Source organism: Streptomyces sp. NPDC048416, from assembly GCF_043200435.1.
GTDB lineage: Bacteria > Actinomycetota > Actinomycetes > Streptomycetales > Streptomycetaceae > Streptomyces.
The window spans coordinates 55,263-68,253 of record NZ_JBICXU010000007.1; the positions used below are offsets into that span (position 1 = coordinate 55,263).

A 12,991-nucleotide genomic window follows, 5' to 3' on the forward strand; every position below is an offset into this window, starting at 1 on the left:
TCGAAGGAGTACGCATGACGATCACTGTTCGGCCGGGGAGCACCGTGATGTTCACCGGCGATTCGATCACCGACTGCGAACGGCTGCGAAGCGAGGACAGTCTGGGTTTCGGATACCCACTGCGCGTCGCGGGCGAGTGGGGCCTTCAGCATCCGCGGACGCCGGTGACCTGGCTCAACTCCGCGATCGCGGGCAACAAGGTGATGGACCTCGAATCCCGTTGGCAGACGGACGTGCTCGACGCGCGCCCGGATGTCGTGTCGATCCTCGTCGGTGTCAACGACATGGGCTGGCACACCCTGGACCCGAAGGGGTACGTGATCTCCGCGGAGAAGTTCGCGGCGGGTTACGACCGTCTGCTCGCGCCCCTCGCCGAGGCGGGCACGGAGCTGATTCTCATCGAGCCGTTTCTCCTGCCGGTATCCGGCGTCGTCGAGGCCGGTGGCGTGCTCATCGGAGAGGCGGAGCGGAAGGCATGGCGCGCCGATCTGGATCCGAAGATCGAGGCGGTTCGCGGGCTCGCCCGCACCTATGGCGCGCAACTGCTGGCCGCGGACGGCATGTTCACTGAGCTCGCCGCGAGGACGACTCCGGAGCACTGGTCTGCGGACGGGGTCCATCCGACGCCCGCCGGGCACGCCGCACTCGCGAGGGCCTGGCTGCGTCTGGTCGCGTGACAGGCCCACAGGGTTCGTCGCCTTCGGGATGCGATTCCCGCAAGGCGTGGGCCCGTTGGTGCGTGGGGTCCTGTGCGGGTCGCCGTCCGTCCGCACCGTCCGCGTGCCCTCGGTCGGCGTCCAGATTCCACCTGTACAGCGTCCCGGACCGCTGCGATGGTAATGGCGTAACGGGCCGCGGGTCCCTCTGAGCGCACGGACATGATCGCCCGCGCCATCCCCGGCGCACCACCACAAGCTCCCGGTGGGCAGATGCATCCGGCAGGGCAACCGCGGGAGTTCGAGGCTGCCGCGCCGCCACCGGGAAGGCGCCCGGCGAGTGGACGGCACATTCCCCGGTACTCCCCCCATCAGGGCACCGCGGCCGTCCACTCGCCGGGTTCGTCCGGTCCACCCGGCCCATCCAGCCCATCCGGTCCAGAAGTCACGGGGTTCTCCTTGGGCCCAGGGGCGCCAGATCGCAGCCGGCCAAGCCCCGCCGGGCGTTGGGGCCTCGGGGCTCCGAGGCGTCCGAGCCCCTGGGCCTCCGCGTCGGGGGTTCGGGACGGGCCGGGGGTTCGGAAAATCCGAACCCCATGAGCGGGGGGCTGCACGATGGTGCGGAGGGGGCCGCTGGTTCAGCCTTGAGTCATGACAACTTCGTTCTCCCGCAAGGTGTTCCTGTCCACAGCCGCGCTGGCCGCGGCCACGTGCCTGGCCTGCTTCACTCCGGCCGCCGCGGAGTCCGACGCCGTCCCGGCCGCCGTGGGGTCCGCTTCCCCGCCGCCGGGTGCGCGGGTGACGCTGCCCGCGCCGACGGGACCGTATCCGGTCGGAACCACGTCACTGCACCTCACCGATCGCAGCCGTCCCGACCCGTGGGTGGGCTCGCAGCCCCACCGGGAGCTGATGGTGAGCGTCCGTTACCCCGCACGCGATGTCGCCGGCCATGCAAGGGCGCCGCAGATGCTGCCGGGCGAGGCGGCGGGGTTCGACGCGCTGAACAATCTGACGGACATACCGAAGGGCCGGGTCGACTGGGCGGCCACGCGAACTCATGCGTATGAGCAGGCGCCGATCGCGGCGCACGGCGCACGCGGATTCCCGGTGGTGCTGTATTCGCCCGGCGCCGCGGATCCACGGAGCCTGGGCACCACGCTGTGCGACGATCTCGCGTCACGGGGCTACGTGGTGGTGATGATCGACCACACCTACGATGCGACGGCGGTCGAGTTCCCGGGCGGGCGCGTGGAGAAATCCGTACTGCCGCAGGAGTTCGCCAAGGCGGCCAAAGCCGGCGATGAGCAGGTTACGGCCCTGTTGAAGAAGTCCATGTCGGTGCGCGTGGCGGACACACGGTTCGTACTGGATCAGCTGGGGCAGCTGCCCGGTCAGCTGCGAGGGGCGCTCGACGTCGGCGCCGTGGGGATGTTCGGGCAGTCCGCGGGCGGGTTCACGGCCGCGCAGAGCCTGCACGACGACAGGCGCATCAAGGCCGCGGCCGATCTGGACGGCGTCCTTGGTTACACCCAGCTCGACGACGACCCGGCCAACCCGTCCTCGGTCGGGACGGACGGCGTCGACCGGCCTCTGCTGTTGATGGGCAAGGAGGGGGACGATCATCACACGGTCGCGTCCTGGGGCGCGGCGTGGCAGCACAGCAGCGGGTGGCTGAGGGACTTGACCCTCGTCGGCGCCGAGCATGCGAGCTACACCGACATGCAGTCCGAAATACCGCAGCTGGCAACCGAGTTGGGGCTGTCCAAGCAGACTGTTGCCGCCAACATAGGCACGGTTGCGGCGAAACAATCGGTGGCCGCGCAGGAGACATACGTGTCGGCCTTCTTCGACCGTTGGCTGCGGGGCCAGGACCGGCATCTGCTCGACGGCCCCTCCGAGCGCTTCCCGCAGGTGCGGTTCGTGAAGTGAGCGGAGGCCGGGAGCCGGGGGCGGGAGCGGAATTCGGGTGCGCACGGGTCACGTGCCCCAGTACCGTGGACGGCATGAAGGTCATCATCTGTATCGGCACCTCGACCGCGCGAGCGACCAGCTCGCCGGTTGCCGCCGCCTGACCTCATTCCCCCTCCCCCGGCGACCGGAAACGGCCCGCCCGGCGGAGCGGCGGATTCTCGTTCTGGATCCTTGTTCGCGTGCCGTGCCCGCGGTCCCTTTCCGGTTGCCCAGCCAGCGAAGGATCCCCAGCCATGGACACCGAGAACGTCATCCACACTTTCGTCGAGTACTTCCGCGACCGGGGCCACCGGCGCATCACCGGTTCGACCCTGCTGCCGCCGCCCGGCGACTCCGTCTTGTTCACCACCTCGGGCATGCATCCGCTGACCCCGTACGTGGAGGGCCGCCCGCATCCGCTCGGCCGGCGTCTGGTCAATGTGCAGCGCTGTCTGCGCACCACCGACCTGGACGAGGTCGGCGACAGTACCCATCTGACGGTCTTCGAAATGCTGGGCACCTGGTCGCTCGGGGACTACGACGGCGACCGGAGCATCGCCTGGGGCCACGATCTGCTCGTCGACGGCTTCGGGATCGATCCGGGGCTGCTGCACGCCACGGTGTTCGGCGGCGACGAGCACTGCGGCCCCGACACCGGCTCCCTGCGGACCTGGGAGGAACGCGGGGTCCCGGTCGAGCTGACCGCCGAGGAGAACTGGTGGTCCAACGGTCCGACCGGTCCCTGCGGCCCCGACTCGGAGATCTTCGTCTGGACGGGGGACACGCCACCGCGCTCGACACCGACCGGCGACGAGCGATGGGTGGAGGTGTGGAACCACGTGATGATGCGTTACCGTCGCGGCGCCGACGGCTCCCTGAGCCTGCTGCCGCAGTCGAACGTGGACACCGGGCTCGGTCTGGAACGGCTCACCGCCGTCCTCCAGGGCAAGAGGTCGGTCTTCGAGACGGACCTGTTCGAGCCGTGGATGCGTACGGTGCCGTCGCTGTGGCCGCTGGACGAACCGTCGCTGCGTCTGGTGTGCGACCATCTGCGGTCGGCCATCGTGGTGATCGGCGACGGTGTCCTGCCGTCCAACACCGGGCGCGGGTATGTCCTGCGGCGGCTGGTCCGGCGCGTGCTCACCACGTTGTGGCGGGTCGATCCGTCGCGCACGCTCGGCGATCTGCCGGGCGAACTGTTCCAGCACACCCTGGACCATTTCGGGCAGTGCGGCCACACCGGTTCGGTCCGTACGGTCCTGCTGGACGAGGAGCGGCGCTTCACCAGGCTTCTCGAACGGGGTCGCCGCGTCCTGTCCCAGTCCCGCTTCTCCGGCGGGCTCACGGAGGAGGACTACGGCTACCTCCACGACACTCATGGCCTGCCCCGGGATCTCGTACTCGGTCTGCGCGGCGGCACCCAGGAGTGAACGGCGCGCGGGCGCGGGGCTCGCCGGGCCCGCCCCGCCGACCGGCTCCCTCGCGAAGGGTTGACCAGCGGCCGGGGCCCACAGGGTGTACGCAAAGGTGGGGACCCCGGTGGTCTGACCTCCACGGCCCGATTCAGCGGTAGGCAACGATGAGTGACGCGAGCAGAAGCGCGGCTGAAGACGCGATCCCCAGGGTCCGGTAGCGAGTCCATGCGGTCAGGGCGAGGGAGCAGGACCATGCTCCGCCGGTGATGGCGGCAGCCCACCAGCCGGCGGTCGCTTGTGCGGCGTGGAGAGGGAAGGGTGCCAGCAGGACCGTCGGCGGGATGATGGCGAGCCGTGGCCGGATGTCCAGCTGCTTGTAGACGACGATCAGGATGACCAGGGCAGTCGTCAAGGAGAGGGGGATGGCTGCCCAGTCCCACCAGGTCCAGCAGAGGCCGTCCGTCTTCACGCATGCCCGGTCACTGTCACGCTTGACCCAGGAGAAGAAGGACACGGCACCGCAGGCCAGAACCGCGCCGGTGGCCGTCGCTCCGGACACGCGGGGTACGACGGCGGATGGTTCTGTGCGGGAGGTGTCCATGGCTCCATCCTCCACCGGTCGCCGACCGGTGGCCTGAGTAGACATACTCAGGCCATCGGGTCAGCTCTACGACGGCGGCGCCCCGCGGCAGTCGTCCGTCGGCCGGCCCGTGAGGCCAGCGCGGCCCAAGCTCAGTCGCGCACGACGTCGTTAGACTCGTCGAATGGCAAAGTACTTCGACGTGCACCCCGACAATCCTCAGCGGCGCACCATCAGCAGTGTGGCGGACAGCATCCGTTCCGGCGCGCTCGTCGCATACCCGACCGACTCCTGTTACGCGCTGGGATGTCAGCTGGGCAGCCGTGACGGCATCAACCGGATTCGGTCGATCCGCGCTCTGGACGACCGCCACCACTTCACTCTGGTGTGCCAGAACTTTGCCCAGCTGGGACAGTTCGTGCAGATCGACAATGATGTGTTCCGCGCGATCAAGGCGGCCACACCCGGCAGTTACACGTTCATCCTGCCCGCCACGAGGGAGGTGCCACGGCAGTTGCTGCACCCGAAGAAGAAGACGGTCGGCGTGCGGATCCCGGACCACGCCGTCGCTCAGGCGCTGCTCGCCGATCTCGGTGAACCGCTCCTGTCCAGCACGCTGCTGCTGCCGGACGAGGACGAGCCGATGACGCAGGGCTGGGAGATCAAGGAGCGCCTTGATCACGTGGTGGACGCGGTGCTGGACTCCGGGGACTGCGGTACCGAGCCGACCACGGTGATCGATTTCTCCGGCGGTGAGCTGGAGATCGTACGCCGGGGAGCGGGCGACACCGCACGGTTCGAGTAAGTTCCGGTCCTCGAAACGGCTGGGCGTCAGTCGCGACGAGGGCCGACGACGCCGCTCTCGTCGGACACCGTGATCGCCTGGGCGGGGCAGGCGTCGGCGATGTCCAGGATCCGCTCGTCCGGCTCGATCCCGTCCCGCAGCGCCCGCGCGTGCTCGCCGTCCAGAGCGAACACATCGGGCGCGGCTCCCGCGCACATCCCCGATGCCAGACAGAGCTGCGGATCCACGCGTACGGTCCAGGTCATGGCGCTCACCACGCGACCGGCATGACGCGCGGGCCGCGGACCAGCATCTCGGACTTCCAGGTCACGTCGCCGGCCAGTTTCAGGCCCGGGAAGCGGGTGATGAGGGCGCTCAGTGCCTCCTGGAGTTCCAGCCTGGCCAGGGGGGCGCCCAGGCAGTGGTGGACTCCGTGGCCGAAACCCAGGTGCTGGTTGCCTTCGCGGGCGATGTCGAGCACGCCGGGGGCGGTGAAGCGCAGCGCGTCGCGGTTGGCGGCGCCCATCGCGACCAGAACCGGGGTGCCGGCCCGCACCAGAGTGCCGCCCACCTCGACGTCCTCGGTGGCGTAGCGGGGCTGGCCGGCCCCGCTGCCCAGGGGGACGAAACGCAGCAGCTCCTCCACCGCGTTCGCGACGAGTTCGGGCCGGGCCCGCAGCTGGGCCAGCTGGTCGGGGTGTTCCAGCAGGGTGAGGGTGAAGTTGGGGATCTGGGAGGCGGTGGTCTCGTGCCCGGCCACCAGGACCGCCACGCACAGGTCGACGAGTTCGAGTTCGGAGAGGCGGTCGCCGCCGTCGCGGGCCTCGATGAGCGCGGTCATCAGGTCGTCCTGCGGTTCCTCGCGGTGCCGGGTGATCAACTCGCCCATGTAGGACCGCAGTTCCTCGCGGTTCGCCTCGAACTCCGAGGCGGTGAGTGAGCTCGTCGAGAGAGCCGCGTCGCTCCGATCCGGAAGCGCGGACGGTCTTCGGTGGGCACGCCGAGCAGTCGGCAGATCACCGCCACCGGCAGGGGCAGCGCATAGGTGTCCACGAGATCGGCAGGCGGTCCGGCCGCTTCGAGGTCGTCGAGCAGGCTCGCGGTGAGCTGGCGGACCTGCGGGCGGAGCTTTTCGACCTGGCGGACGGTGAAGGCCCGCGCCACCAGGGAGCGCAACCTCGTGTGGTCCGGCGGGTCCATGCCGAGGATCCCGCTGTCGGTGCGCCCTTCGGACTGGCGGGGCGCGTCGTGCAGGGCCCCCATGGCCCGGCTGAAGCGCTGGTCGCCGAGGACGAGACGGGCGTCCGCATAGCGGGTGACGAGCCAGGCGGGCTCCCCATAGGGAAGCTGGACCCGTAACAGGCCGGGCTGTTCGCGTACGCGTTCGTACTCGTCGGCGAGCCGGAGCCCGTCGGAGGCGTTGAAGGGATAGGCGAGGGGGGTGATGTCGGCTGTCGTCACTGCGGCCTCCCAGATGTAAGCAGCTGCTTACAACGGTAGGGCCGGCCTCGGGGGCGGTCAACGGCGCATTGTGGCCGTTATCCTGACGGGCCGTTCGAGAGGATCGTCCCCATGGACCACGCCCCCGCCCCGCCCGCCCATGAGCGCCGCCGCGATGCCGGGGCCACCCGGCGGCGACTGCTCGACGCCGCCCGTGATCTGTTCGCGGAGCGCGGCTACGAAGGGGCGACGGTGCGCGAGATCGCCCAGCGGGCCGGAGCCAACCAGGCTCTGCTGTTCCGGTACTTCGGGTCCAAGCAGGGGCTGCTCACGGAAGTCGTCGCGCAGGGCGGCCTGGAACAGCTGCGTGCCACACGGCCCGAGGAGCTTTTCGAGACGGCGCTGCGTTCGATGCTGTCCAGCAGCGCGGCCGGAAGCGCCGACCGCTCCCTGGAGGTCTACCTGCGTTCCATCGGCCGAGGTGACGAGGCGACCGGGACGCTGCGGGAGCTGGGCGAGCAGTACCAGAGCGCTTTGGCCGCGCTGTCCGGAGCCGAGGACGGCGCTCTGCGCGCGGACTTGGCCATGGCCTGGCTGCTCGGCATCGGCCTGATGCGAACGGTCGTCGCGCGCGAGCCGCTGGCGAGCGCGGACCCGGACACGGTGTGCCGCCTCGTGGTCGGCACCCTGGACCATCTCTGGTCCGCGCCCCCCGAGAGCGGCCCGCGCTAGCTGTTCACGTCATCTACGGGGAAACGGCGGGGGGAGACGGCAGGGGGAGGCGGTCGTAGGGCGGGCGTCCGCGCTGGACCGTGCGGCGTCTGCCCAGACCGTGCGGCGTCCGCCCGGACCGTACGACGTCCCACGGACTCCCACGGACCGTACGGCGTTCGCCCGGGCCGGAGCCGGTGAGCGCCTTCCGGCACCCGGGGGCAGTGGCCGCACGTGATGCGGTCCATCCGCAGGGGCCGGCGTCACCGGCTGCGGTCCGGTCCGGGGGCCGGACCGGACCGGTGCGGGTGGCGCCGCTATTGCGTGACCCGGACCGCGCCGGACGGACAGAGGCTGCCCGCCTGGCGCGCGGCGGCCTGCTGCGCCGGGGCGGGTTCGGGCGTGATCACATCGACGAGACCGTCGTCGTTCTGGTCGAAGACGCCGGGCGCGGTGAGCGCGCACAGTCCGGCGCCGACGCATACGTTCCGGTCGGCGGTCACCCGCATGACCTCTCCTCTCCCCTCGGTCACCAGGTGACCGGGAGCTCGTTGACACCCTGGATCGTCGAGCCGGGGCGCAACGTCAGCCGCTCCACCGGGACGGCCAGGCGCAAGGTCGGAATACGGTCGAACAACGCGGTGAGGATGACTTCGAGTTCCAGGCGGGCCAGGTTCTGGCCGAGACACTGGTGCACTCCGAACCCGAAGGAGAGGTGATGACGGGCGGAGCGGTGGACGTCGAAGGTGTCGGGGTTCGCGAACACCGAACCGTCGCGGTTGGCAATGGAGTTGGTGACGATCACGCCGTCTCCGGCGCGGATGAGCTGTCCGTCGATCTCGGTGTCGGCCGTGGCGACACGACTGCCCGCGATGTCGGCGATGGCCAGATAACGCAGGAGCTCTTCGACCGCTCCCGGCACCAGGGACGGGTCGGCTCGCAGGGCGGCGTGCTGTTCGGGGTGTTCCAGCAACGTGATCACACTGAGCGATGTCATCGAGGCCGTGGTCTCGTGTCCTGCGACGAGCAGGAGCAGCGCGGTGGAGATCAGTTCCTCGCGGTCGATCGCGCCGTCCGCCAGCTGATGTGTCACCAGGTTGTTCAGGAGCCCGGAGCCGGGCTGCGACTGCATCGTGGTGATCAGGCCGTCCAGATACCGCTGGAAGTCCTTGCGGGCGGCCGCCGCGCCTGCCACGTCCTCGGACTGCACCAGGCGCCTGCTCGCGTCCTGGAAGAAGTCGTGGTCGGCGTAGGGCACGCCGAGCAGCTCGCAGATCACCATGGAGGGGACGGGCAGCGCGAATTGGCTGACCAGGTCGGCGGGGGGCCCGGCGGCGAGCATGCTGTCGATGAAGCCGTGCACGATGCGCTCGACGTCCGGGCGCATGCCCTTGATGCGCTTCACGGTGAACTCACTGATCGTCATCCGGCGACGGACCCCGTGCTCGGGGGGATCCAGGCCGATGAACGCGGGGCGCGCCTGCCGGATGGCTTCGAAGCGCGGGGAGGTGTTGGGGAAGCGGGTGTCCGTGCGGTTGGAGGAGAGCCGGGGGTCGGCGAGTAACGTGCGTGCCGCCTCGTGCTTGGTGACCACCCAGGCCCGCCGCCCGTCGTACAGGGTCACGGGGCGCAGCGCATCCGGCTCGTCCCTCAACTGGCGGTAGGTGTCCGGCAGTTGGTAGGGGCAGGTGCGGTCCGCCGGGAAGGCCGGGGCGTCGTGTGCGGTCGGCTGCGCGGTCGACCGGGCAGTGGATTGCGCGGTCGATTGCCCGGTCGATTGCCCGGCGAGCGTAGGGGTCTTCTCTGTCATGTCGGTCATCGATTCCCTCGAAACCTCAGACGATTAAAGAACGGACTGTTCTCTAATCGGGAGGCTAGGCTGTCCCCCCTGGAGAACGCAACGGCCCCTACGGGACAGACACGGGAGGCAGGGGTGCCCAACGGTGCCGATTCGGCCACGGAACCACCCCTTGACCACCGCAAAGGCCCACGCCGTCGCGGCGAGGAACTGGAAAGCGCCATTCTTCTGGCGACTTTGGACGAGCTCGCCGAGGTGGGCTACGCCTCGTTGACCATGGAGCGGGTGGCCGCCCGGGCCCGTACCGGAAAGGCCGCCGTCTACCGCCGCTGGCCCAGTCGGGCCCAACTGGTGGTGGAGGCCTGCAAGTTGGGGAAGATCTCCGAGGTCGACCTGCCCGACACCGGAGACCTCCGCAGCGATGCGCTGCTTCTGCTGCGCCAGATGGCGGCCTTGATGGCCAGTCCGCTGGGCGACATCATGCGGGGCCTCCTCGCCGAGATGACCCGTGATCGCGAGCTTGCCGAGCTCATCCGGCAGCGGATCCACACCGTGCGGCCTTCCACGGTCATGATCATCCTCGAACGGGCCGTCGAGCGCGGCGAGGTGGAGCCCTGGGTACTGACCTCGCGGCGGGCCACGGTCGCGACCGACCTGCTGCGCAACCAGTTTCTCCTGTTCGGCTCCCCCGTGACGGACGAGGTCATCACGGACATCGTCGACGACGTGTACCTGCCGCTGCTCCGAGCCCCGGCCCCCGCCCGCGAGCCGGGCCCGCGAACTCCGAACAACGCGGGCTAGTTGCCGCGTCCCTCGGTACCCCGCCCGTCCCCGTCCTCCGGAGCCTCCATCCACACGGCCCGGTCCGCCGAGAACGTACGCGGGTGACGCTGAGGACGATGCCGCCCGGCCCCCGCTCCCGACGGGGGCGTGTCGCGCGGCGCACGCGGGCGGCTGCGCCCGCTGGGCGGGTGCGGGGCGCCGGCTCTCGCCGGAGCCGGGCCGGCGCCCCGCTCGTGCTACGGCCGCTTCAACCGATCGAGGATCTTGTTCATCTGCTCGATCTCGGCGTTCTGCGCGGCGATGACGTTACCCGCGAGGCGCTTCGCGTCAGGGTTGTCACCGTTCTTCTGCTCGTCCTTGGCCATAGTGACCGCGCCCTGATGGTGGCCGATCATCAACCGGGCGAAGTCCTTGTCGAAGTCCTCGCCCTTGGCGGATGCGAGTTCGCTCATGTCCTGGTCGGACATCGTCCCCGGCATGGCGGACGAGCCGTCCGAACCGTGGTGCATCCCGGGCATGTCCCCCATCGACGAGGAGGCCGAAGGGAGCGGCTTGCCCCACGCCTTCAGCCAGCCCTCCATCGTGTTGATCTCGGGGTTCTGGCCCTTCGCGATTGCGGTGGCCAGGTTCTTGACCTCGGGGTCGGTGGCGCGGCCGTCGGCGAGCCGGGCCATCTGGAGGGCCTGCCGGTGGTGCGGGATCATCTGCTGGGCGAACGTCACGTCCGCGTCGTTGTACGGGTCGCCGGAGCGCACGCCGCCGGAGGACGAGGCGGTGGCGGGGCCGTGGTGCATGCCGGGCGTGGCGGGGTGGCCGGACGTGGAGCCGCCGGAGGAACCGCAAGCGGTCAACGCCACGGCGAGGACGGCACCGGCGCCGGCTGCCGCCAGCATGCGGCGGCGGGCAGGAGAGGGTCGGGAAACAGACATGGAAGGGGTCTTTCCAGGTGGCCGCACCCCTGCTGGGGCACGGGAAACCGACAGGACATGTGGCCGGGCCCCATGGGTCCGGACGGCCCGTCACGTCCGGGCGACGCACACCTGGATGAGCAGACCTCTGCCGGCGAGCGGTGGCCCGCGCCGCGCCCCGCGCAGCGCCGCCCGGGGGCCGGAGCGTCCTCGGGCCATCACAACCGCCGGACCCAGCACGGCGAGGAGGCCACCGGCCAGCGGCAGCCGTTCGCGGGCGGGAGTGGACACACACAGGTCCCCGCTCGCCCCCGTGACGACTGGCCCGGCATGCGCGCCCGGCCGCTCGGCCGGCATGGCTGAGTGAGCCATCTTCAGGGGCTCGCTCATGGATGCCTTCCAAGGCTCGCTCATGGATGGCGTCAGGGCCGTCTCGCCGTGACATCCCGCCACCGCGTTCGCCGGAGCCCCGTGCATGGAGAAGAGCCCGAACAGGACCGCGCACAGCAGGAACAGCCGGGACGGACCCGCCTTGCTCGTCCACCCGCGGTCCACGGCTGCCTCGGCCTTCTCTCGCTCGTACGGCTTGTGCGCTCCGGGCCCGACCATACCCCCACCGGGTTTATCAGGTGGGACACATCCGCCCGGCGTGGCCGCCCCGGGATGCTCACCTCGACCGCGGCCCGCACTGCCCCCGCGAGGACGGTGCGGGCGGCCGAAGTAGCCAGGTCAGTGGTGGAATTTGGGTTGGCCTTCGGCGGGGGTGAGCTATGTTTTGAGCACACATGGCGCGAGAAGGAGGACCACCGGTGTCATCCGGGCAGCAGGTACGCGCCCAGTCGGCCGCGATCAAGCCGAGCGGGCAGCCCTCGGACCATGAGCGCGTTCCGGCGGACCGGGTCCGCGCCCTGTTCGACGGCCACCGGCTCTCGCCCGGGCAGCGCCGCATCGCCCAGTACCTCATCGACCATCTCACCGATGCCGCGTTCCTCTCGATCACCGAGCTCGCGGAACGGGTCGGCGTGAGCCAGCCCTCGGTGACGCGCTTCGCGGCCTCCCTCGGCTACAGCGGTTATCCCGCGCTGCGGGAAGCGCTTCAGCCGATCGCCCTGAGCGCGGTCGCGGGCACCCCCGAGGGCCGCGAGGAGAGCCGTCACAACGAGCTCCAGGCGGCGGTGGACGCCGAGATCGAGAACCTTCAGCACGTGCGCCGCCTGGTGGCCAACACCACCCAGGTCCTGGAGATCGGCCGCGAACTGGCCCTCTCGGTGCCGCTGACCGTCCTCGGCCTGCGGATCTCGGTGTCCCTCGCGGAGTACTTCGCGTACGCGGCCCGGCGCATCCATCCCGATGTGCGTCTGGTGACGCGCGGCGGCAGCGTCGCCTACGACGCGCTGCTGCAGTCCCGTTCGGCGGGCGGTACGTGGGTGCTGGCGTTCGCCATGCCGCGGCACGCCAAGGAGACGCTGGCGGCGCTGCGGGCGGCCCGGAGCGCCGGCCTTCGGATCGCCCTGGTCACGGACACGACGCTCGGCCCTCTCGTCGACGAGGCCGATGTGGCGCTGACCGCGGGCACGGGCTCACGCCTGGTGTTCGACTCGTACGCGGCGCCCGGTGTCCTCGCCGCGGCCATCCTCCAAGCGATGGCGGACGCCGATCCGGAGCGCACACAGGCACGGCTCGAAGAGTACGAGCAGGCCGCCGACAAGCATGGTTTCTTCCTCTAGTCGGCCCTTCAGCCTTCCGATTGTTCCCTCAGGGCCGGATTCGCCCCTTCAGTCCGCAGGATCTTCACACTCTCGCGCAGCATGAATTTTTTCATACCCTTGTTTACTCAACGGTATATATGTTTACTGAGGCGTGGCGGCCATCGCTCCCCCCACGCCAAAGGAGAGCGACCCCAGTCCCTCTGTGATCGAACATCCGGCGTGACGCCCCCCTCCTCACGTCGCGCCGGATGTCCGAT

General features: G+C 70.0%; 13 protein-coding genes and 1 pseudogene. 7 read left to right on the plus strand and 7 right to left on the minus strand.

Annotated elements, in window-relative coordinates; all coding sequences use genetic code 11:
- The first annotated feature begins 14 nt into the window (after positions 1-14).
- From ACGFW5_RS11770 to ACGFW5_RS11780, 3 genes are all read left to right on the plus strand, one after another.
- Complete coding sequence (locus ACGFW5_RS11770) at positions 15-677, plus strand: SGNH/GDSL hydrolase family protein (protein ID WP_393834018.1); 663 nt, start codon at positions 15-17, stop codon at positions 675-677.
- Between the two features lie 630 nt (positions 678-1,307).
- Positions 1,308-2,585 (plus strand): alpha/beta hydrolase family protein, encoded by a 1,278-nt coding sequence (locus ACGFW5_RS11775; protein WP_393834019.1) that lies wholly within the window; start codon positions 1,308-1,310, stop codon positions 2,583-2,585.
- Positions 2,586-2,860: 275 nt separating this feature from the next.
- Entirely contained in the window at positions 2,861-4,036 is a 1,176-nt protein-coding gene (locus ACGFW5_RS11780; protein WP_393834020.1) for an alanine--tRNA ligase-related protein, read from the plus strand.
- Positions 4,037-4,169: 133 nt separating this feature from the next.
- On the opposite strand, the gene ACGFW5_RS11785 is transcribed toward ACGFW5_RS11780, so the two are convergent.
- Positions 4,170-4,622 (minus strand): hypothetical protein, encoded by a 453-nt coding sequence (locus ACGFW5_RS11785; protein WP_393834021.1) that lies wholly within the window; start codon positions 4,620-4,622, stop codon positions 4,170-4,172.
- A 163-nt stretch (positions 4,623-4,785) separates the two neighbouring features.
- Between ACGFW5_RS11785 and ACGFW5_RS11790 the strand changes: the two genes are divergently transcribed.
- On the plus strand, positions 4,786-5,406 hold the full coding sequence (locus tag ACGFW5_RS11790; protein ID WP_393834022.1) for an L-threonylcarbamoyladenylate synthase: 621 nt from the start codon (positions 4,786-4,788) through the stop codon (positions 5,404-5,406).
- Between the two features lie 26 nt (positions 5,407-5,432).
- Here the strand turns inward: ACGFW5_RS11790 and ACGFW5_RS11795 are convergent, their stop codons facing one another.
- Both ACGFW5_RS11795 and ACGFW5_RS11800 read right to left on the minus strand, forming a co-directional pair.
- Positions 5,433-5,651 carry a ferredoxin gene (locus tag ACGFW5_RS11795; RefSeq protein WP_393834023.1) on the minus strand — a complete coding sequence of 73 codons (219 nt, stop codon included), beginning with the start codon at positions 5,649-5,651 and terminating at the stop codon, positions 5,433-5,435.
- Between the two features lie 5 nt (positions 5,652-5,656).
- Positions 5,657-6,846 (minus strand): annotated as a pseudogene (locus tag ACGFW5_RS11800) (cytochrome P450).
- Positions 6,847-6,957: 111 nt separating this feature from the next.
- Between ACGFW5_RS11800 and ACGFW5_RS11805 the strand changes: the two are divergent.
- On the plus strand, positions 6,958-7,557 hold the full coding sequence (locus tag ACGFW5_RS11805) for a TetR/AcrR family transcriptional regulator (protein ID WP_393834024.1): 600 nt from the start codon (positions 6,958-6,960) through the stop codon (positions 7,555-7,557).
- Positions 7,558-7,853: 296 nt separating this feature from the next.
- Here ACGFW5_RS11805 and ACGFW5_RS11810 read toward each other — a convergent pair whose 3' ends face one another.
- Together ACGFW5_RS11810 and ACGFW5_RS11815 are read right to left on the minus strand one after the other, a co-directional pair.
- The gene (locus tag ACGFW5_RS11810) at positions 7,854-8,045 is read right to left on the minus strand and encodes a ferredoxin (protein WP_393834025.1); all 192 of its coding nucleotides are present in this window, start codon (positions 8,043-8,045) and stop codon (positions 7,854-7,856) included.
- Positions 8,046-8,065: 20 nt separating this feature from the next.
- A complete protein-coding gene (locus ACGFW5_RS11815) occupies positions 8,066-9,346 on the minus strand; it encodes a cytochrome P450 (RefSeq protein WP_393834236.1) in 1,281 nt (426 codons plus the stop codon).
- A 123-nt stretch (positions 9,347-9,469) separates the two neighbouring features.
- Between ACGFW5_RS11815 and ACGFW5_RS11820 the strand changes: the two genes are divergently transcribed.
- Positions 9,470-10,135, plus strand: a complete 666-nt coding sequence (locus ACGFW5_RS11820; RefSeq protein WP_393834026.1) for a TetR/AcrR family transcriptional regulator — start codon at positions 9,470-9,472, stop codon at positions 10,133-10,135.
- A 218-nt stretch (positions 10,136-10,353) separates the two neighbouring features.
- Here ACGFW5_RS11820 and ACGFW5_RS11825 read toward each other — a convergent pair whose 3' ends face one another.
- Together ACGFW5_RS11825 and ACGFW5_RS11830 are read right to left on the minus strand one after the other, a co-directional pair.
- Positions 10,354-11,046 carry a DUF305 domain-containing protein gene (locus ACGFW5_RS11825; RefSeq protein WP_393834027.1) on the minus strand — a complete coding sequence of 231 codons (693 nt, stop codon included), beginning with the start codon at positions 11,044-11,046 and terminating at the stop codon, positions 10,354-10,356.
- Between the two features lie 90 nt (positions 11,047-11,136).
- The gene (locus ACGFW5_RS11830) at positions 11,137-11,634 is read right to left on the minus strand and encodes a hypothetical protein (protein WP_393834028.1); all 498 of its coding nucleotides are present in this window, start codon (positions 11,632-11,634) and stop codon (positions 11,137-11,139) included.
- Between the two features lie 200 nt (positions 11,635-11,834).
- Between ACGFW5_RS11830 and ACGFW5_RS11835 the strand changes: the two genes are divergently transcribed.
- Entirely contained in the window at positions 11,835-12,752 is a 918-nt protein-coding gene (locus ACGFW5_RS11835; RefSeq protein ID WP_393834029.1) for a MurR/RpiR family transcriptional regulator, read from the plus strand.
- Positions 12,753-12,991: the final 239 nt, after the last annotated feature.